Source organism: Fodinibius salicampi (genome assembly GCF_039545095.1).
Lineage (GTDB): Bacteria > Bacteroidota > Rhodothermia > Balneolales > Balneolaceae > Fodinibius > Fodinibius salicampi.
In genome coordinates this window covers 537,599-558,602 of sequence record NZ_BAABRS010000001.1, presented here as the reverse complement: position 1 = coordinate 558,602, position 21,004 = coordinate 537,599, and the positions used below count along the sequence as shown (strand labels likewise).

General features: G+C 36.8%; 18 protein-coding genes. 5 read left to right on the top strand and 13 right to left on the bottom strand.

Annotation, left to right across the window (positions count from 1 at the left end; all coding sequences use genetic code 11):
• Positions 1-57: 57 nt before the first annotated feature.
• The 12 genes from ABEB05_RS02285 to ABEB05_RS02230 all read right to left on the bottom strand — a co-directional run bounded on the left by ABEB05_RS02285 (position 58) and on the right by ABEB05_RS02230 (position 13,920).
• Positions 58-1,203: a glycosyltransferase family 4 protein gene (locus ABEB05_RS02285; RefSeq protein ID WP_286668541.1), complete on the bottom strand. Its 1,146-nt coding sequence runs from the start codon at positions 1,201-1,203 to the stop codon at positions 58-60.
• A 37-nt stretch (positions 1,204-1,240) separates the two neighbouring features.
• Complete coding sequence (locus tag ABEB05_RS02280; protein ID WP_265787167.1) at positions 1,241-2,386, bottom strand: glycosyltransferase; 1,146 nt, start codon at positions 2,384-2,386, stop codon at positions 1,241-1,243.
• 60 nt (positions 2,387-2,446) lie between these two features.
• Complete coding sequence (locus ABEB05_RS02275) at positions 2,447-2,737, bottom strand: hypothetical protein (protein WP_265787165.1); 291 nt, start codon at positions 2,735-2,737, stop codon at positions 2,447-2,449.
• Between the two features lie 6 nt (positions 2,738-2,743).
• Positions 2,744-3,673: a glycosyltransferase family 2 protein gene (locus tag ABEB05_RS02270; RefSeq protein ID WP_265787163.1), complete on the bottom strand. Its 930-nt coding sequence runs from the start codon at positions 3,671-3,673 to the stop codon at positions 2,744-2,746.
• Between the two features lies 1 nt (position 3,674).
• Complete coding sequence (locus ABEB05_RS02265) at positions 3,675-4,559, bottom strand: glycosyltransferase family 2 protein (RefSeq protein ID WP_265787161.1); 885 nt, start codon at positions 4,557-4,559, stop codon at positions 3,675-3,677.
• A gap of 1 nt (position 4,560) precedes the next feature.
• Positions 4,561-5,499: a glycosyltransferase family 2 protein gene (locus tag ABEB05_RS02260; protein ID WP_265787160.1), complete on the bottom strand. Its 939-nt coding sequence runs from the start codon at positions 5,497-5,499 to the stop codon at positions 4,561-4,563.
• Between the two features lie 46 nt (positions 5,500-5,545).
• Positions 5,546-7,261 carry an ABC transporter ATP-binding protein gene (locus tag ABEB05_RS02255; protein ID WP_265787159.1) on the bottom strand — a complete coding sequence of 572 codons (1,716 nt, stop codon included), beginning with the start codon at positions 7,259-7,261 and terminating at the stop codon, positions 5,546-5,548.
• Between the two features lie 289 nt (positions 7,262-7,550).
• The gene (locus ABEB05_RS02250; RefSeq protein WP_265787158.1) at positions 7,551-8,510 is read right to left on the bottom strand and encodes a hypothetical protein; all 960 of its coding nucleotides are present in this window, start codon (positions 8,508-8,510) and stop codon (positions 7,551-7,553) included.
• A gap of 45 nt (positions 8,511-8,555) precedes the next feature.
• Complete coding sequence (locus ABEB05_RS02245) at positions 8,556-10,349, bottom strand: asparagine synthase-related protein (protein WP_265787157.1); 1,794 nt, start codon at positions 10,347-10,349, stop codon at positions 8,556-8,558.
• A 3-nt stretch (positions 10,350-10,352) separates the two neighbouring features.
• A complete protein-coding gene (locus ABEB05_RS02240) occupies positions 10,353-11,513 on the bottom strand; it encodes a sugar-transfer associated ATP-grasp domain-containing protein (protein ID WP_265787155.1) in 1,161 nt (386 codons plus the stop codon).
• Entirely contained in the window at positions 11,494-12,342 is an 849-nt protein-coding gene (locus ABEB05_RS02235; protein WP_265787153.1) for a sulfotransferase, read from the bottom strand. The genes ABEB05_RS02240 and ABEB05_RS02235 overlap by 20 nt, the downstream gene beginning before the upstream one ends.
• 39 nt (positions 12,343-12,381) lie before the next feature.
• The gene (locus ABEB05_RS02230) at positions 12,382-13,920 is read right to left on the bottom strand and encodes a tetratricopeptide repeat protein (protein ID WP_265787151.1); all 1,539 of its coding nucleotides are present in this window, start codon (positions 13,918-13,920) and stop codon (positions 12,382-12,384) included.
• A gap of 266 nt (positions 13,921-14,186) precedes the next feature.
• On the opposite strand from ABEB05_RS02230, the gene ABEB05_RS02225 reads away from it, so the two are divergent.
• From ABEB05_RS02225 to ABEB05_RS02205, 5 genes are all read left to right on the top strand, one after another.
• Entirely contained in the window at positions 14,187-16,070 is a 1,884-nt protein-coding gene (locus ABEB05_RS02225; protein ID WP_265787149.1) for an HAD-IIIC family phosphatase, read from the top strand.
• Between the two features lie 35 nt (positions 16,071-16,105).
• A complete protein-coding gene (locus ABEB05_RS02220; RefSeq protein WP_265787147.1) occupies positions 16,106-16,825 on the top strand; it encodes a porin family protein in 720 nt (239 codons plus the stop codon).
• Positions 16,826-17,006: 181 nt separating this feature from the next.
• Positions 17,007-18,170 (top strand): hypothetical protein, encoded by a 1,164-nt coding sequence (locus tag ABEB05_RS02215; RefSeq protein ID WP_265787145.1) that lies wholly within the window; start codon positions 17,007-17,009, stop codon positions 18,168-18,170.
• An 827-nt stretch (positions 18,171-18,997) separates the two neighbouring features.
• Positions 18,998-19,171, top strand: a complete 174-nt coding sequence (locus tag ABEB05_RS02210; RefSeq protein ID WP_265787143.1) for a hypothetical protein — start codon at positions 18,998-19,000, stop codon at positions 19,169-19,171.
• 418 nt (positions 19,172-19,589) lie between these two features.
• Positions 19,590-19,895 carry a hypothetical protein gene (locus ABEB05_RS02205; RefSeq protein ID WP_265787141.1) on the top strand — a complete coding sequence of 102 codons (306 nt, stop codon included), beginning with the start codon at positions 19,590-19,592 and terminating at the stop codon, positions 19,893-19,895.
• A 562-nt stretch (positions 19,896-20,457) separates the two neighbouring features.
• Here the strand turns inward: ABEB05_RS02205 and ABEB05_RS02200 are convergent.
• The gene (locus ABEB05_RS02200; protein WP_265787139.1) at positions 20,458-20,985 is read right to left on the bottom strand and encodes a polysaccharide biosynthesis/export family protein; all 528 of its coding nucleotides are present in this window, start codon (positions 20,983-20,985) and stop codon (positions 20,458-20,460) included.
• Between the last annotated feature and the right edge of the window lie 19 nt (positions 20,986-21,004).

The following is a 21,004-nucleotide window of genomic DNA, read 5'->3' as shown; positions in this document are numbered from 1 at the left end:
AGATTAGGATTTCTTTAAATTTCAGTGCCTTAACCAGATAAGAATATCCGATTGCATCTATTCCTCCACAGCCGAAAGTATAGCCTGTTTATTTATTTTGGCAATATTAGTCCAAGTATACTCCTCTTTTATAAGTTGATGGGCCGCTCTTTTTTTATCTATAAGTTCCTCTTCACCTATATTGATACATTCTTTAAACGTTTTATCCAGCAATTCCTGATCACCAGGTTCTATAAGCCAACCGGTTTGCGAAGAAACTAAACAGTTGACGGCCCCAACATCAGTGGCCACCACTGCCAGTCCCCGGGACATTGCTTCTAAAATAACCGTAGGCATACCCTCCGAATAGCTTGGACAAAAAAGTACATCTCCCTGATTGAGTATTTTAATAATTCTATTTTCCTCATAAATGGCTCCGTGATAATATACATTAGGAAAGTCAACCCTTTTCTCCTCAGGTATAGGGCCAATAAAATCAAAGTAAAAATCTCCAGAGTAATTTTTTTCGATCACATTATTTAGTAAATCTATTCCCTTTCGTTTTTCGTAGCGCCCTATAAAAACAAATCTTCTGGGTCTTTCAATATTCAGGTGTACATTCTCAAGCCAATAATCTTCTATTCCAATAGGTGTTTGCAGAATATCAGTATTTCCATCCGTTTCCCTATCAATAATGTCTGTTAACTTTCCACCTAATGAATAAGCATAATCTGCCTTATTCAAACAATAACGCGCTGGAGAGCGGAATAAAAACTGTTCCATTTTTGAAGCAATTCCATCCGTTATCTGGAACATCTCCAATCCATGAAAATTCACGCCTATCGGTAACCTCTTAATATCATCACTTCTTTCTTTTAATAATTTCCAAGCCGTAAATCCTTGGGCATAAACAAAGTCATACTCATCAATATGATCAATAACTTGATTATATATATTTTTAGAATATTTATACGATTCGTAGATATAGTGCCCAGGGAAATAACCAACTTTAGGTTGATTGATTTCAATAAAATTAATCTTTTTCTGCTCTTCGAGAGTCAGATAATCTTCTAACTTAGCAGTTGTCTCTACAGGTATTGTCGGGATCAATACATCAAGGATAACACCTTCCCGGGCTAAAAACTTAGCTAAATAATACGAATGCTTTTGCATCCCTCCTATGGTATAAGGATAAATGCCATCTGTAAGTAATAATACTTTCATGAATACAATTTATGCTTAGATCTCTGCTAATTACCTGTTATAAATCAGATTCTAAGGCACGTAAAAGCTCTTTATATTTTCCGATGTTTAAAGAAGATTTCTTGGAAAAATATTTCTTGGAAAAATTGGCTCTATTTATTTTTTCTTTATAAGAAACTTTATCAATTATTATTTTTTTAAGATTATAATTGTCAACAACAATCCCTAGATTTTCTTTTTCTACCAACTCAGCATAGTCAACAACAGTATTACTTATAATCACAGAAAGACCTGCGGATAAATATTCCGCAAATTTTGTAGGCGCTGCGACTCTATTAGTTACGCTATCTTCTCTTAATAACAAACCATAATCACAGGCAGCTAAATAATCTGGTACCTCCCGATGATTTACCCAAGTACACACCACATCTTTGGGAAACATATTCAATATTCTATTCACATTCTCATCCCTTTTACTCATTAGGAGTACCTTAACATTTGAGTTCTTTTGTAAAACGTAATTAAGAAAATCTTTTATCAAATTGAAAGATTGCCAACCTGCTAAAGATCCGGCATATACTAGTACTATATCTTTTTTATTGAACCCTAATTTTTTCCTTACTTTAATATTTTTCTCCTCATTTAGAAGGGAACTTGTAAAAGATAACCCTAAAGTACAGGGTATAACCAGATGGGCACTACCTGTATAGTTAAATTCTTGCTTCCAGTACTCAACTAATTGATTAGATACAGCTATCCTAAAATCAGACTTTTGTACGGCATTTAGCTCAAATTCATGATATTTCAGGCCATTATTATCCAAATATTCCTCCCGTTCAGCTTTTATAGCTCCCCTCCCGTCATAACATACTTTGCTAAGCAAACCTATCTTTTTAATTATAAGGCAAAGATTAGTTGCTTTTACATTTCTGCAGATCACAGAGTACCTTTTACTAAAAAGGAAAAACAGCAAAAGTAGAGGCAGATTTAATAGCCATCCTAAAAATTGTGGCATCATGGGAAGTATAACCGCATGCTCTATCTCTTTTTTAATTTTACGTCTTTCTTGAAAGAAATTTCTTAATGAAATTATTGATACAAGCTTGATATCTTTATCAAATTCATTTCTTAGGTGAATACATACATCAATAACTTGACTTTTATATACCCCGGAATATCCTTCTCCTAATGTTAGATAAACCATTTCTAATTACTTTTTTACTTTAGTTTGTCCGTTCGTATATAAAATTATGTTGAAAATATTTTATCTTCTGCTCCAGGATTTTGGCTCCCCCTTATCAAAAGCCAGCAGTTTAAGATCCTTTAAACTTTGCCAGATTCTTTTTCCAAAATATGGTTTTATAAAATCTATCCATCTCGGTTTTGTACTTTCAGCCGATTCTTTATCAGCTAAGTGTATTCTTCCCATAATGACCGGCAAAATTTCATGACCCGACCGCTCGAAGGTGGTAATCATCTCACGCATATGGGTACCATAACTAGCAGGAGCAGACAAGTTAAGATTTGGATAGGGAGAATAATAAAGAATTTTCATGTAATCCTATTTTCCTAAATAGCTACGCAATAGTTCTGTATATTTAAATCCCAATAAATTGTATAATAAACGATACGATCTACTCAAATTACTGGACAGCTTAAAGCCATCAGGTATATACTTTTTATGTAGTTCAAGGGCCATCAGAGAATCATTATCATATATACGTTTTAAGTCACTAATATTTTCGAGTATTAAGTAGTTCAATAGTTCTTTACTCAACAAATCATTCTTTTTTGTGTATTCATATACTTTATATCTATGAATTACCTTTCGTCCAAGGTGGTTATGGTCATTCTGAGAAGATATCGATCCACTGCTTCTTTGCCTTTTAACAGTTAATGGTTCTGGGTCATGCAGAACAGTCGCTCCATTTTTTAACATTCGAAAAATTAGATCATGCTCTTTATTAGATGACAGATTCTCATCAAATCCTTCTACTAGTTGTACAGTTTTTTTCTTCCATAGATTAGAACTTGTTATACCTATATGGTATCTGGCAAGCCCCTCCCAAGGTTCATATTCTATATTCTTGTCTATTTTTATCCGTCCATCTTCAAATCTTTTTTCAACTGCAGAAGCAATAATATCTGGCTCTACATCTCCTTTTTTTATTAACCTTATCTGATGTTCTATCTTTTCTTTTTTCAAAAAGTCATCTGCATCTAAGAACTGTAAGTATTCTCCACCAGAAGCTCTAATACCTTTATTTATAGCACTACTCTGTCCCTCATTCTTTTGGGTTAACACCAAAACTTTATCCCCAAATTCCGCTTCATACTTTTGAATCACCTCCAGGGTATTATCTTGTGAGCCATCATTTACACAAACAATTTCAAAATTCTTATAAGTTTGGCCCAATACGGATTCAATACATTTCCCAACAAATTTTTCTACATTATAACATGGAATAACTACTGAAACTTTGTAAGACAATCTATTCCCTCCCTGGTTTTCCTATGCCAATATATAACTTGAAATAAGTAACTATATATACGCTTATTTTAACAACGTGAATTCCAAATAAAGAAATTTTCCGATAAAAACTATCGGTATATTCATTTTGAAAGGAATCTCCTCTGAGATTGATCAGTGATAACAAATGGTGGTAAGAGGCTCGACATAGCGTATAAAAATCAAAAATATCCTTTTGAAATCTCCCCCCAGCAATTCTTCTATACTTTCTTTTGAAACTCTGAAATGAATGCAAGGCAGGGTGTTTAATCCGGGCACTGCTTAAATAGCATAAATTTCCTCCTTTAGAAATTAATCGTTGACACCACTCGGCATCTCCCCCCGATTTTAATTCTTCATTAAATAAACCAATCTCCTTAAAGGCTGTTCCACGCACAAATAGATTAGCTGTGACGCTGTAACCATGTTTATAAATTGAATTTTCCTGCCGAAAACCGAATGTAATATCATATAGTTCAAATGCATTAGGCGAGTTTGTTTTCGGAAATAAGCTTATCTCCCCACCTACAGCATCGCAGTTCGGATTATTTCTTAAAAAATCTATACCTGTTTTTAACCAACCCTGTTCTGGTATACAGTCTGCATCCGTAAAAGCCAAGATATCTCCTGATGAGTGCTCTATTCCACAATTTCGTGCTGTGTAGGAACCCACTTTCTTTTCGTTATAATATTTTGCTCTTTCAAACTTCTGTACAATCTTGTAAATATCTTCTTCCGATCCATTATCTACAACCAGAATCTCAAAATTTTCTGAAATAGTTTGTTCTTCTAAGGCTTCTAAACAGTTTTTTAAACGTTTACTGTCATTATAAACCGGGATTATTACAGAAATAACAATCTTATCCATCCTAATACCATTTCATCTTCAAACTGTATAAATACTGCGCCACTCTAAAACCAAAATATCGATAAAAAAACTGGTATTTTTTTGATATGGCACCTGATAAGGCAGGAACAAAGCTTTGAGGAATTAACTTATTATATAGCCTGATACTTTCATAACGGTCGTATTGATAAAGTCTTTTAATAGCATTAAAAACCACTTCACACCAAGTTTTATATAAATCATCTGTAAGCGAACCCGAAGACTCCAGATACTCAAGCATTCTTTTTCTAAGACTGACAAATCTCAAAATATTGGCCTTCTGATTTCCGGAAGATATTGCCTCTGCATTAATGTCTCTTTTAATAGTATACATAGCATTATCAAACAAAACGGAACAGCTCGGTCTTTTGAGAAGTCGAAACATCAAGTCATATTCCTGACTGCTAGCCAGGGATACATCAAAGCCACCTACTTCTCGCAAAGATTCTTTTTTAAAAAAATTTGCTGAGGTAATTCCCAAATTTGACGATAATAGCCCATACCAAACTCCTCGATGATCCGGTTCAAAAAGCGTTGTTTGACCTTTCTTGTCTTTTGATTTGTAGGTAGCAGCAATAAAATCAGGTTTGCCATTATTTTTTTCTATAAGTGAAACCTGATGAGCTATTTTGAAAGGATGTAATAGATCATCCGCATCCAAAAACTGTATGTATTTTCCTTTTGATTCCCGTATTCCTCTGTTTCGGGCAGCTCCAGCTCCACTGTTTTTAATCTCAATTACCTTTATTTGAAGAGACCCTGACTTTTCCCATGAAGATAATATCTGGGAAGTGCGATCTTTTGAACCATCATTTACAACAATAACTTCTAGATTCTTATATTCTTGTTCCAAAATGGAGTGAAGGCAATCGTCAATATACTCTTCTACATTATAGCAAGGTATAACAACCGAAATTAACATTTCTATTCTCCTTTAGCTCGATTAAAAAACTACTAACTATGACTCCTTAGACTGCCATTCGTTGGAAACTCTCGCTGTTTTCCAACAATTCATCATATGTACCTTCAGAAATCACTTTCCCTTCTTCCATATAAAAAATATTATCACAGTTTCGAACCGTAGATAGGCGATGGGCAATCATAATGATTGTTCTCTCCCCCCTAAGTCGTTCAATGGCTTCAATCACAAATTGTTCAGTAATATTATCCAGTGCTGAAGTAGCCTCATCCATTATGAGTACCTCAGGATTGTGATATAAAGCACGTGCTATTCCGATGCGCTGCTGTTGACCTCCAGATAACATTACTCCCCTCTCACCAATAACTGTATCAACTCCATCGGAAAGAGACTCAACCATTTCTTTCAGCTGGGCAGCCTTTATAGCCTGCCAAAGCTGTTCCTCTGAAATTTCTTCTTCAGGAATTCCATAAGCAATATTACTCTTAATTGACTCATCAGAAAGATAAATGGACTGTGGAATATATCCGACATTTTTCTGCCATCCCCTGATGTTCTGAGATATATCATAATCATCCGCTAAAATTTGTCCACCTGTGGGCTCTAATAATCCCAGTATGGCATCTACAATGGTAGTTTTGCCTGCACCAGAGGGACCTACAAATGCCACGGCCGATCCTTTAGGGATATCAATACTAATTCCATTTAAAGCCTGTTCATCACCATTAGGATAACAATAATACAGGTCACGAATATGTATCTGATGCTCAAATTGAACTCTTTTATTCTTGTTTGCCCGGTCAGCATTTCGTTCATTTGTATAATTATGCTCTAGTGACTGTAAATCGTCATAAACCGGATCGACAGCATAGAGATCAAAGCGAATATTTGTAAAGTTTGATACCATATCTTTGAAGGCGGGGAGTAATCGAGCAACAGCCACACCAAACAGAGCCAAGGTTGGCAAGATTTGTGCTACCTCTCTGCCCTGATAAACAAATAAGACACAAATTATCAGCATCCCAACGACTGCGATAGTCTCGATAAAATTTTTGGGTAAGCTTTTTGCAACTACTTTATAACGATTTGTATATGCATTTCTATCTGCACTATGTTTAAAAACATCAATAAAGTACTTTTCTCTACGTAATATCTTGGCATCTTTAACGCCCCCGAGACCTTGATTTACAGCTTTAATCATCTCATTACGGTGGAACTGTTGTTCTTTGCCATACTCCTTTATTTTACTTCTAACAAGCTGTAGGAAAAGAAGACTTGTAAGTCCAAGTGCCAGGATGGAAATAATAGAAATCATAGGTTCTACATACAGAAGCATGATAAAAACAGAAATAATCAGCAGAGCATCCATTAATATGGTAAGAGAATTCAGCATTATATTTATCAACAAATTCACTTCACCATTTACATTTCGTAACAATCGGGAAGTATTGTTCTCAAGATGAAATGTATATGGAGCATGCATATAGGATCTAAACAGACGAACGCCAAATTTAACCCTACGGTTATTTACAAATTTGGCTTTCATATAATGCACAAAACCTATAACCACATTCTTGACAACATATAAAATAATAAGGGCAATCACTCCAAATAACATCAACTCTTTTTGAGTAGTAATATCCAGTGCCTTAAAAAAATCGGATACTAAAGGATAGGAAAGTACTTTATCCGGGTCGGAAAGTGTATAAACAAATGCCGGAATAGCACCAAGTCCGGCCATCTCCAAAACAGAAGTAAACGCCATTAAACAAAAGAGCCCAACTAACTTGTAACGATCACTTTTGGATAACAGATGATATATTTTTTTTAAACTATCTAGCATCTCAAGAAATTAAATTATTCTTTTAACCTTTTCTACCCATCCCTTGCTATTCGATTAAGATAGCAGAACTTCCTTAGCAACACCAACAGATTATGATATATGAAAACAATTTAATATATCACTATTTACATGCGTTCAAACCTTCGTTCACCCGTAGTAACAGGAATTGAATAACTAAAGAAAGATAGTTTGCCATCCTCAAAAACATATTTTAATAGTATTCCTGAACTAAAGGAATCACATCTTCATCTTTGGTTGCTAATAATATCTTGGCCCCAGATAATTTTGGAAAAAAATTATTAAATTCGTCAAAGTGGTGTTCTTTCCCCTCTTTAGAGAGAATAAGATTAGTTCCTCCAAAATAACTGGCCAATACACAAGATCCACCGTGGACTGAAATAAATTTTCGGCAATTTGCATAAATAAGCATCTGAAAAGTATTGAATGAGTATTTATCACTATACTTTGAATAAAGTGTTCTCGAATCAATAACTTTTGGGTATTCTTGCATTAATTCTGAATCCTTAAATTCTAATATTTCAGAATTATCATCTACAATAAGAGAAGAGGATGGTCTATTATAAATGATTTGATATTTTTCAGATAATTCTTCGAATATCCACGCTAAAAGTTCCAAAGAATAGTAATTGATCGGCCTTTTGCCCCATTCAATATTATATTTATTGGAAATAATAAGCAAGGGTTTTTCAAATTCAAAAATACCATTTTGGTAAAAGGTTTTTAAAGGAACTCTCTTCCATTTTTTCAGATAATACCGATGATTATGATCTTCTGAATTCGGAATTTTTAACGAGACATTACGATCATTCCTTTTTCTATACTTTTCATGATGGTTTTCAGAGAAAAAATAAAAACACGCGGTGTCTTCTGAAGAAATTGTTTTCTCTAATGTGCCATTTTTATAGTGCCAATATGCATGGGGTAAAACGAATTTTAATTCAGGAGAAAATTCACCATTATAATCAATGGTTTTATATTTCTTCTTAATTATATGATCTTTTATAAAATATAAACTCTGATAAAATCTATGTATATAAAAAAATATAGAGTAAGATCTAATATATTTTTCTTTTTTCTCTCGTGGATAAACATATTTAGTCAACAAATAAAAAAAACTAAATAGTAGTTCTTTTGCTCTTTTCTTTATCATATAGTCGTAGACATGTTTTAATGCATGCTAAGTAATTAATAATCATTAGTTTACATACCCATATTTAAGCCACAATCCCACTGTAAGAAGATTTAAAAAGTCATATTTGCTGGAAGAATAATCAGGTTCCAAGAAAAACGGATTATAATCCATGATTTGCTCTACTGCTTCGCAGGCCGTTTCATCCTGCTCACACTCTTTCCACAGCTGGCTGATCAGCTCACTTTCCTGCCGATAGGTATACCAATCAATCCAGGAAGATCCCATAGCAATGTCAGCAGATTTATTTTGTACCGGAGAAATTTTCCGTATTCGCTTTCTAAGTATGTTTCTTGCAGCCGTCAGGTAGTAGTTATTCGATACAAATTCTGAATTTAACTGATTTGAATCGGCCACTGAAAGCGGTTCATTGGTCAATTGTTTAATAATTGATTCCATAAAGTCCGCCTTAACCTCATCTAAAGGATTTAAAAAACTAAATACACCACTAAATTTGTTGTCAGAAATAACCATATCATAATATTGAGATCGATATAAGGCAATATCCATCCCCCCACTTCGTATTCTGGCCATATTACCTATCCGGCTGTATTTAACTTTATTCAGTATTTGGGGGGTTAACTCATCTCGGGATATTTTATCATACCCGTAACTTTCTACACGTCTCATATGGATTGCCTCCCGCCACTCCCGTTTTAAATCATCAGCTCCTTTTGTATCCCAATATACATCCTGAGCTGGATATCTTTTGTATATTTTTCCAGTCAGCTTTTTATGCAGATTTTCTTTATCGAAAGCAAAACCTTTAAAAAAAGTGTCGAAATACATCCCGGAAAGTAAAATTCCATGGTTCAATTCACTCAATTCCCGATTAAACCCGGATGTGTGGAAACAACCAAAGTTCCACATCCCCCCGGTCAATTTAATAGCATCAACTGCTAATTTACCATAATAGTCATATTCACGTTGTAGATGATGATGTTTGACATCTGCTTTATTAGCCAACTCTGAGGCCAGTCTTAGCTCGGTATTGGGTTCATTGTAAAAGGTAACCGCTTCAAGCATTTCCGAAGGGTTATCCGGAGCGAATAATACAGACCGGGAATCAAGTCCACCGCTTAACAGCAATAATCCTTTCCCATTGTTTGATATCCGCTTGTTAACGGATTCTTTAATAAAGTCAGCAATAAGCTTTGCTGACTCCTCAGAATCAGCAAAGTCATTATGATCTAAATTAGGTTCCCAATAAACCTTCTTACGGATTAGCTCATCTCCGTCAAAAGTATAAATTGATGCGGGCTCAAGTTGTTTAATATTTTCATAATAGGTGTGCGGTGCAGCTATACAACTGGTCGAAATAAATTCGGCTATACTCAGCTTATCGAGCTTATTCCTCCCAAGAAAAGAAGCAATTTCATCGGGGTGGGTTCCAAGGGCTCGTTTATCCTTATCATCTGTACTTTTCCCAAAGTAAATAGGCAAAAATCCCATCCTGGAGGTAATGATATAAATTAGCCGCTCACTCTTGGAATACACCAACAGGTTTCCAAACCCGTTAAGTTTTTTGATACCGCTGGAATCAGATGTCCCCCAGACAGAAGCTACCTTTTGCCAATTTTTATCTATCCTCTGCTCTTCAATATATAAAATTCCATTACAAAAAAATGAGTTCTGTTGGTCTTCATAGACCGGGTTGAAGTTATTTTTTTCAAACCAAGAAAAACTCAGCCGACACCAATCTAAATCAAATACTTTAGTTTTAGCCTGTTCAGATCGATATCCTTCTGAATTACTGTACTTCTCTTCGCCTTTATTTTTCGATAATAAAAATTGACTCATTTTTTAAATATTGAAGTATATATTCAGATTCATGTTTTGCAATATCTTTTCGGTATGCTCTCCAAACAAAGGTCCATTAGTCAATTGCATCTGAACAATTCCCTGAGATTTTATATTAAGTTCGATAAGCACAGGTACTCCCTCAGAATCAATAGCAATATCCCAAGATACCATATCAAAATGAAGTAATCGCTGATGAGCCTTCTTGCACATACTAACTGCCTTGTCAAAAGAAGGTACGTGGATACTTCCAAAGGCAATCTCAGAATCATTGTGAATTTTTTGTTTTTTCAACGTCTGCTTATTAAATGCAATTACTTGTGCCTGTCCCTCCTCATTAACTCCCACAATGTAGCCGATCTTATCTGTATGACTTGTTCCTCCTCCAAAATTCAATCTGCTCATCAGGTGAACTATCTCACCATCAATACGTAGAGTTATCGTTTTCAATGTATTTACACTTCCTGAATAGACTTTCGCAAGCTCGGGATGTTGATTAACCCATGACTGAACAATAGAAGAATAGTGAGTACTTTTATTTTTATGTATAAAGTTAATTAATTCTTCCTCTTGACCCGATTGAAATATTTCTATCCCACGCCCCCTTCCACTAAAGAGTGTTGGTTTCAGAAGTAAAGGATTATCATGGGAAGCTAATATATTCATAACTTCTTCAAGAGATATATGTTCATAATGTGCGTTGAAATAGGTTCCGTTGACATATCGAACAAGTGTCTCTGGCCTCCTAATATCCTGAAATATAGTATCATAATTGTTTTTTTCCTGGAAGCTTCTTGCATGATGAACATTATTTAGCCTTGGCTCTATGTGATTCACAAATACATCCTCAGGAATAAATTTTTCTGACATTATGCCTGTTTGGGTACAAAGAAGCATATTCCAGCCGATATTATTGTATCCACCCAAAAATCGCTTATTGAATTCTTTTAATTTATTTAAGTGAGCCTCATCTGACCTATATTCTTCCATCTGCTCTTCAAGTTCTTTTGCTGAGTGTAAGCGGATTTGGTCAAAACATTCCTGTAACTCTCTATCACGCCTCTTCTTTTTATTTATCTTACCGACATAAGAAGATATCTTATTCAAACCTGAAGCAATATTTTTCATGATCTCTCTATTTATTTTAATTAGTTCCTTTTCCAAAACGAAGGACATTATTTGTTGAAACATTTATTTCTGGAAAAAATGCCTCAACTACTGGGCTACAAAACTCATTAACCGTTTTCTTAAGATGATTAGGATCTATTTTATTTAATATATGATGTTTTTGTTTTGCCTTGTATGCATGCGAGTTTGACGACTTTTGGGGTAAGGTTCCATTTAATACCCCGGCAAATTTAAGAATCTCATCCTGCCGATCTGTAATCTGATCGGTACGCACGACCAACAATCGTTCTCCCGGTACTTTACTAATAACTTGACTGTTATGTTTTTCCCAATACTGTAACAATCCTTTTAAGGATGGTAAATTAAGTTTCTCCAGTATTTTTTCTTCTGGAGCATATTTTTCCTGCTCTTTACCGGATAGCTGGTCAAAAATAGCCTGAAGCGGCTCTGCCATTGGTACATTGAGTTCATGATTCAGCCAAGAGTCCATCCAGGAATATGGATCCCGGATCGTTAGAATAAATTTTGAATCAGGCATCTCACGGATAAATTGATCAAGGAAAAAATAATTTAGAAATGAGGAATCAACTTCAAGCCATAGTCTCCGATCTCTTTTTCGCAAGTATTTCACAAGTTGTTTCTCATTCAATCGTTGAGCCTGATACTGATTAATAGCATCAATAAAAGCGAGCCGCTCAGGTTCATGACTTGCTCGTAAATTATTTTTAAAAATTTGGCGAATTGAATGTGTTCCCGATTTTGGGGTTCCCACACAATAAATTCTTGCCTTCCTGGGATTTAGTTTTTTAAAGAGATAAGAATTTAAAAATCTTTTATCAATCTCTTTAAGTTTTTTATTCAACATTCGAGTCTCTTTTTGATGATATTGTGTTTAGGAACTTCATTAAAATTGCGCCGATTCAATCCATACTTCCGATCGCTTCCAACTTTCCAGAAAATCATTTTCTACTTCTTCTTCTGGTTTCCCCTGTCTCTTTAGCGCTTCTTTCAAACCAAACAATGACCATCCATTATTGGGATGATGCTCCAGCTGCCTGCGATACACTTCTTCTGCCTTGCTATAGTCCCCCATGTCAATCAGAACTGACCCCAACCAATGACGAGGCGAAAATGGGAGTGGCTCCGGTTCAGAATACTCAAATTGGTCATAAATGGTAACTGCTTCTTCAAATGCTTTTACGGCTTTTATATAGCTCTTGTCTTTTCTGAAAATCTCTCCCTCAAGGATATAACCAAGGACACCCAATAATTTTTGAGCAGGATGCCGGTTATAGTTATCCTCAGAATTATTAGCAATGCTTTTAAGTGACTCAAGATAATCCTGTGCAGTGTCTTTATTCCCAGTTTTTAGCTGAGCATAGCCCTGCGCGAATTCCCAAATCCCGCCCTCAGTCTCTCCGTCCGGTCGACTAACCAGCTCTAATACCTCTTCAAACCTTCCAAAACGAATAAGGGCTAACAAATGCTGAACATTACTACCTGTTATTTTTGCCAGATCCTTGGCGGCTTGTATCGATATGGCTCCCTGTCCGTCCATAGCAGCTGTAAAAGCTAACATATGGAGGTTATGTCCCTCATAAATTTCAAAAGCTTCCCCACGATCTGCTTTCAGGTCGGTATGCCAAGCATTAATATTTGCCGAAACGCTTTTTTCCCATTCTCCCACCTGATTCCAGATATGCGATGGCATATGATTGATATGACTGGCTCCCGGAATGGAATCACCGATATATTCCGCACATGATAACGCTCTTTCCGGCTGGTCGGAGGCTTCCAGAACATGAATATAAAAATGACATAGTCCCGGATGCATCCCAGTTTCTTTCATGGCCTCTTCAAGTACTTCTACTATACGCTTCACATCCGGATCTGCAAGGCTTCGTTCTCCCCTTCGGGGTTCAAGGATAAAAAGAGCTTCCGCATAAAGAGTTGTTATTTCCGGATGCCCCGGGAACTCTTGGTAGACTTTTTCCATAGCTTGCACATAGGCGGTATCCAATTGGGCCCTGTTTGTTAAATCATCTTCTTTGTTATACCTGGTATCCAGGGCAGTAATTAAAGATTTTTCCATAGCATTAGTATGTCCTGCTTCCGCCAATTCCATAGCCTTTTTGACGGCATCATAGGCCCCGGGCTGAACATACCACTGATTGTTAAGATAAGGACCCCTTGCCCAAGCCTCACCCCAATAACACATAGCACAGGTGGAATCCAGCTGTTGTGCTTCTATAAATGATCTCCGAGCATCTCCCCTACCAAAAGCATATCCGAGTTGCAATCCCTGGTCGAAATAGGCCTGTGCAATTGAGTCATCAGTGGAAATAGAAAAACTCATTGCATTTAGTGCCTCTGGTATTAAAGGAACAAGTTGTTCATCTTCCTGACTATTTTGTTGTTCATACTCACATGATAACAGCATCATGCTTCCAGAAACTATAAGTAAAATAAATATCAAGAAACGACTTCTTATATACCCCAACATACCTTTAATAAACTTTTATTCGTTTTATTTCGTCTGTAATCAACCTATTATAAAATTTCTTCTCTCCTGACATCACATAAACTCCTATATTTTACAGACAAATGACATTAATATTTCTTAAGGTTCGCTTCTTATTTTGCAGCTGATTTTATTTTTATTTACCTATCTAAAAAATCAGTTTTAAAAGTTGGCTCGGTCTATTCATTATGGAAAAAATAAAACTAGTTATCTGGGATCTGGACGAAACCTTTTGGGAGGGGACGCTTTCAGAAGAAGGAGTGGTTGCAAAAGAAAAGAATATTGATATTCTGAAAACACTCACATCCAGGGGGATCATTAACAGCATATGCTCAAAAAATGATTTTGAGCAGGCAAAAGAAAAGCTTATTGACTTGGATGTATGGGAGTATTTTGTTTTCCCCTCAATAAGCTGGCAGGCAAAAGGACAACAGGTAAAGCAGATTATTGAGAATTGTCAACTTAGAGCAGAAAATGTACTGTTTCTGGATGACAACCACCTTAACCGCGAAGAAGTTAAGTATTACAATAAAAATATTTGGACTAAATCACCGGATTTTATCTTAAAAAACATGACCCACCAGGCTCTTGAAGGGAAAGATGACAGGGGCCATTCCCGGTTAAAACAGTATAAGTTGCTAGAAGAAAAATCGGAGGAGCAGGAAAAGTATTCTTCCAATGTAGCATTTCTCAGAGATTCAAATATTCAAGTAACCTATATCGAAGATCTTTCTCCAATAAAGGAACGTATTCATGAACTTATTTCCCGTACGAACCAACTGAACTTTACGAAGAAACGGCTAAGTCCTCAACAGGTAGAAATGGTTATCAATGATCAAACCAATTTGTCCTTTGCACTTAAGGTAAAAGATAAATTTGGTGATTACGGGATTGTAGGATTTGTTCAATACGATTTAGATCACCATAAACTCACTCATTTTGTCTTCTCCTGTCGCATTTTAAACCTCGGAGTTGAACAATTCGTCTATCAAAAACTCAAATACCCGGATATTGATATTAAAGGAGACGTGGCTATATCGCTAACAGAGGATTCGGACATTGACTGGATCAGTGAACAGCTACAGAGTACAGATACAAAGGATTCATCCTCCCCTGAATTGAAGGAACAAGATACTGATTATTCAACAAAGCTATTATTTACGGGGAGCTGTGAGCTTGGATCTGTTTTATATTACCTTCAGGCCTATTCGAAACACATCCAAAAAAATGTAGTCGAAGTGGGGAAAGATAACCTTCCCGAATTTCCAGATCACCTTATCACGATCTTAAATAGTAAATTCATAAAGGATGAACATCATCTCAATTTACTAGAAGAACTTCCATTCCTAAGTCAACATAACTTGGAGAACAAAGTTTTTCGCGAAAACTACAACGCTTTGATATATAGCGTGGTTGCTAATTATGGTCAAAATGTATATCGACATAAAAAATATGGATTCCGAATTGCATGGGGAGAATATGATCATCTGTTGACTTTCAAAACAGAGAATCAGAAAATGATTGAATACCTTGAAAGCCGGGGAATAGAAAATCCCAACACATTTATAGAAGAATTTGATAATCATTATGACCACGAAGGTTTACTCTCCCCTAAAGAGTTTAAAGAAATGCTTCATAAATTAAGGGATACTCTTTCTGCTAATCTCCCTATCATATTTATTAATGGAGCTGAAATAAATCCCGATCCTGAAGGAGAGCCCGCTGCCCTCCAAAGACATAAAGAAATGAACAATGCACTTGATGAATTTATCAATCAAGCGTCAAACTGCTACTTAGTGGATGTAAGGAAACTTGCGAGCTCCCAATCGGATATGGGAACAACTATCCGGCACTTTAACAGGCGTGTTTATAAAAAGATGTCAGATCAAATTATCTCAATACTTGGGGATCAAATCAGATTTAAAGTAGACCGGGATTTAAAAACAGATATGGCTATTAAATACCAGTTTTATAAAAAGATACTCAAAAATAAGTTTCTCACGAACCCGGCAGTCAATAATAAGTTAACCAAAACCATATATAGATCAACACTAAAGAAACTGTTAAAATAACGTTTTTTTCTGATTGCTTTAATGTACTTTATACTATGAAAAAGAGATTTCAGTTATTCACTCTATTACTTTTTATGGTTCCTTTCTGGAGCCATATATCCTATGCCCAAAATGTAGGCCTGGGGGCCTCTGTGGGATTTAATCTCAGCACTCACATTAATGACTTTACATATCAGTTTGGAGACACAGAGCTGAATTTTTCACCTGAATTCACAGAAGGATATAACGCAGGGCTTATTTACAGGCAGATATTTGGCCGCAACGTCCGAATGCAGCTTGAACCGACGCTTACTCAAGTTGGAGCCAGTTATTCTGATACATTCCTATACAACAATTTCGAATTTGAATCCGAAAGCAGGACAGACCTCACCTATTTTCAGCTTCCTATTCTATTTCAATTTACAACCACTCCTCCTGATCGTGCCGAATTTCCTCGGCCTTGGGCAGAAACTACGTATCACATTTCGACTGGTATTTATGGAGGATATCTTATTGATGCTACTTTCACTGGCACAAATCGGGGAGCACCAATAGGTATAGAATTTGAAAATAGTTTCTCGGATGATGTAACTCATCTTTATACTCCTTACGAGGCTGGCGCTATCATCGGGGGTGGACTTGAATATGGATTAAATACTAAAGTTGGTGTTGAATTACAGGCTCTCCTAGGACTGGTAGGATTTTCAGACAATTCGGGAAAAAATTATGATCCTCAAAACATCGCCTTCACTTTTGATATATACTTTCTTTTCTAGGAAATAATCAAAATATGATGAAGTTGGATTAAATTATATCTGCTTACAAAAGCCTGCAACAACTAATTATTAAGAAGAATTAACTTTAGTAAGGCAAGCTGTTTTCTTAACATAAAACATATTCTTTTAAAAAGAGTTGCTTGGCTAAATAAAAAACTAATAATGGGTGAGGAAAAATAAAATGATGAAAATAAAGAGAGTTATACTTAGTGTTTCACTTCTAGTAATCGGAGGTATTTATCTTACGGGTTGCGAAGATAACTCTACAACAGGTATTGAGGATTCTTTGGAAACTGTACCAAAGGTAACTGCTATTGAAGGTGCCCAAAATGTAGATTTAAAAGTCAATAAAGGTACTAACAGTTACTTTACGATGGATTTTAGCAATATAGAGCCTAATAATTATATTAATAATGGCATTTATGAAGGCTGGTGTATCGCCTATGATAAACCAATAGATTCTGACGGACAAGTACAGGAAAACCTTAAGCTTTCATTAGCTGAAGATGAGCGCTGGCAACCTATTCGTCGGTTACTAGGAATAAAAGACCATTTACTGGCTAATAATCCTGATATAACTTATCGAGAAATACAGGTTGCTATTTGGGCCCTCCGGGATTTCCCAAAATTTGATCTGGATAAAATATCCGTAGATGACATTCCAAGCCGAATGGTTACCAACGGAGAATTTAACTTTAGTAAGGAGCAAGTTAGAAATATTGTTGCAGAGGTGAAGAATCAAACAACTCAGAAATCGAAGAGTGACGGATTAACTGCTCAATCATATGACGAACTGGAAAAAGAGATCTGTGTTGTAGAGACCGATTCTGATACCCAAACAGTTATTGTGCCCTGTGATGAAACATTTTGGGCTTTCGGAGAAATTAACTTCAGAAAAGATAGTAGCGGTAAATGGGGATGGGTATATGTCACCACCTTGAATGAAGAAAATAACTTTGCTTCTTCAACACCCCTTATTGCTGGAGCAGGCAAGGATGATGGAACATATACGGCTGAAGACTTAGAAGATCTCTGGGTTGGTTGGTTGAACGTTTCCCTTAATCAAAGCGAACTTTCAATAACTTATGCTGCTACAGGAGGATATTTGTATGAAGAAGCTCACCTTTGGATAGGTTGTAGTTATGAAGAGGAAGGTGGCCAGAATACTACTACACCCGGACAATTTCCTTTTAAGTACGAACCGGATGAATTATTCTCAGAATATACTTTCAGTTTAGAAATTGGGTCTGAAAACGACTTCGAAAATAATCAAATAGCAGCATGCGAAAATAACGAATATTACATTGCTGCCCATGGGGTAGTTGGAGGAAAAGCAATTGAATAGTAGAGTGCCAAATGTGATCAGAGCACAGAATAGATTCCTAGTTTAATTGCTTATTGGCGCCTGCTAATTAACTTATTAATAATACCTACCATTAAAACGAAAGGCAGAATATCTGCCTTTCGTTTTTTTATCGCTCTATTTCCTGAAGTTATTTTTTCTATTTATCTCTATATAACTGTTCTTTCTTAGAAACTTGGACTGTAAGCTTACCCGAGAGTTGATAAAATTGACTCCTTTCAACTGTAAAAAAATCATAACTTAGCAAATCCCGAATCATCTTTATTCTCAACAAACCGGAGCAGGGACTGAAGGTCCGAGACATTTGTTGTAGGCCTGACATCAGCGTCGGGACCTTCTACAACTGATAAGCCAAGTATGGAGGACTCAGCATAAGTTGGATCGCATTAATGAACTTAAAAAAAGAAGATTCCAAGCTTAGGTGTATATACGCAAACCTGAGTCTCGTCCATCATGCACTACTCAAAGATGCTCTCTAGAAAAGGATAAGCTTCTGACCGCAGATGAGTAATGGTCACGTATATCCGCCAGCAGCATAAGGAGAGCATACATCAGAGTTGTAAAGCCGTTGGCATACCTCGGATACGAGCGCAAACCGAGAGGTGATCAATCAATTATTGACGAGCTTCTGGCAATGTTACTACCGCCTGGGGACAATGGGATATCCCGAGAATCACAAGCAGGTGTATCGGATCTATACGGCCTTGGTGCTTAATATCCGCCGCCGATCGAAGAAGTGACTACACGTAAGAGCTAAGCAACAACTGTTCCAGCCCGAAGGCTCTAACCAGGTATGAAGTCTGGATTTTATGCATGAAAGTCTCTGTGGTGGACGTACGTTCCACATGCTCAATGGGATCGATGACTCCAGCCTCAAGTGCTTTGGATCAAAACAGATATTCTATACCAGCCCTGCGAGTCATTCGCATGTTCGAAAACCTGAAAGAGTCTCGTGGGCTCCCATAGATGATTCGGATGGATAAAGGCCCGGGGGTTACCTCTCACAAATTAGACCCTTTGGTGCAAGTATCATAACAAGACGTTGGCCTTTATCCAGCTAAGCAAACCAACGCAAAATGCCTATGTCAAACGGCTCAACGGCAGTCAGAGCTGTTGAATGCTTATATATTCAAAACGCTAAGCGAAGTACGACAGAAAACCCAGTAATGGAAATACGATTATAAACACAACCGACCCCACTGGTCGCTGGGGTATAAAGCAGCGGTAGAACTACTACTTCAACCGAGATCCTCTATTTTTCTGTGGTCCGAAAAAAAGGGGAGCTTTGAAATCCATATATCTTAGTAAGCGGGATGCCCAAGGGTTAAGGGCTAGCTAATTTGAAAGAAAACCTCTACAACCTTGAGCTGAAGAATGCTTTTAAAAAAGCTGCAGTTATCCTTGCTCCGCGCTACTGCTAAGGTATTGATTGATCGATCCCATAAAACGATCTGCCATCCGGCGCCTGAGCAAGGCCATGGAGGTTTCTCCCAGCAGCTATTACCGTTGCCCCCACCGGGGAAGCCTTTCGGGGAGACCATGACCGTTAGCTGTTTGAGAATATTCTGGGATTGCGGGAAAATAGACCCAAGCGCTGCTATGGTAACCGCCGATTGTGAAAATCTTCTGCCGCAGAGGTTTCCGAGTCGCTACCGCCAACAGGATATTGACCGACCTGCCTTAGTGGTCTGGATTGGATCTATCTGACAGTGGTCGTAGGACCTTTATTCTCGACGAGTGATCGGATAGTCCATACAAAAGAGCCTGCATAAACGGCTGGATATCGATGCTCTTCGAATGGCCATAGGCTAGCGGGCATCTGTTAGGGACGCGGATCCTTCACTCGTCTTGGGAAAGCTAATATGCCTCGTGGAATTACTCCGATTACTGGCTCTCTCGGAAATGATTGCTAGCAAGTTCTGCTAAGGGGAACTGTTGGGATAATACTCTGGTGGAGAAATTTCTTCCCCATCCTAAGAAACGAAGCCCTAATACATCCATCATTGACCCACACAGCCATTCAACGAGAAGTGTATATATTGAAGTGTACTACAATCGCCAGCGTATCCATTCCACCCACTATAGAATGCTGCCGGCAATATTTGGGTATCCTTACTAATCTATCTACCAAATCATGTACTTAACCAATTGTCTAAACTTAGGGGACCACTTCATATATACAATTTAAGCTGATTTGCCAATTGAAACGATAGGTACAAATATCAAAATCAAGTAAAGGGAAGTCTTAACTCAGACTTCCCTTTATTCTTTATTTAATAATTTCTGTGTATATAAAATAACTGGTTGTAATAGTAGAAAGAATTGGTCCCACAACACCCAGTACATCTATAAATGAAGGTTTACGTTTAACCTGTAGCGTTACCACATCCTCACTAGAAAGCTGATAAGTACGCAACCCCTGGGGAACCGGATCTCCATGTCTAAAACTGAAATGGTCCACCTCCTCTCTGTTTAGCTGTTCATTAAATCTCGATATACTTACTCTCATCTGTATTCTTGCAAAAGCGGAATTATTCCCATTAAGACGGGTACCACCAAATCCCCCGCCATATGATATTAATTCAAGAGCTGTTGTCCCTTGCGGAATGATATAACGTCCAGAACGCCCCACATCTCCCCATAAACTTAATGTATCAGCTAACTGACCCGTATTAGTAATTTTGATAAACCCAGGATTCACATTATTAAACTCATCAAACTGACCAAATGCGGGGAGAGTTACTACTAATACTAACAAAGTACTCAATACATATTTAATCCATTTCTTAAAGGTCATAATGCTATAATAATATATT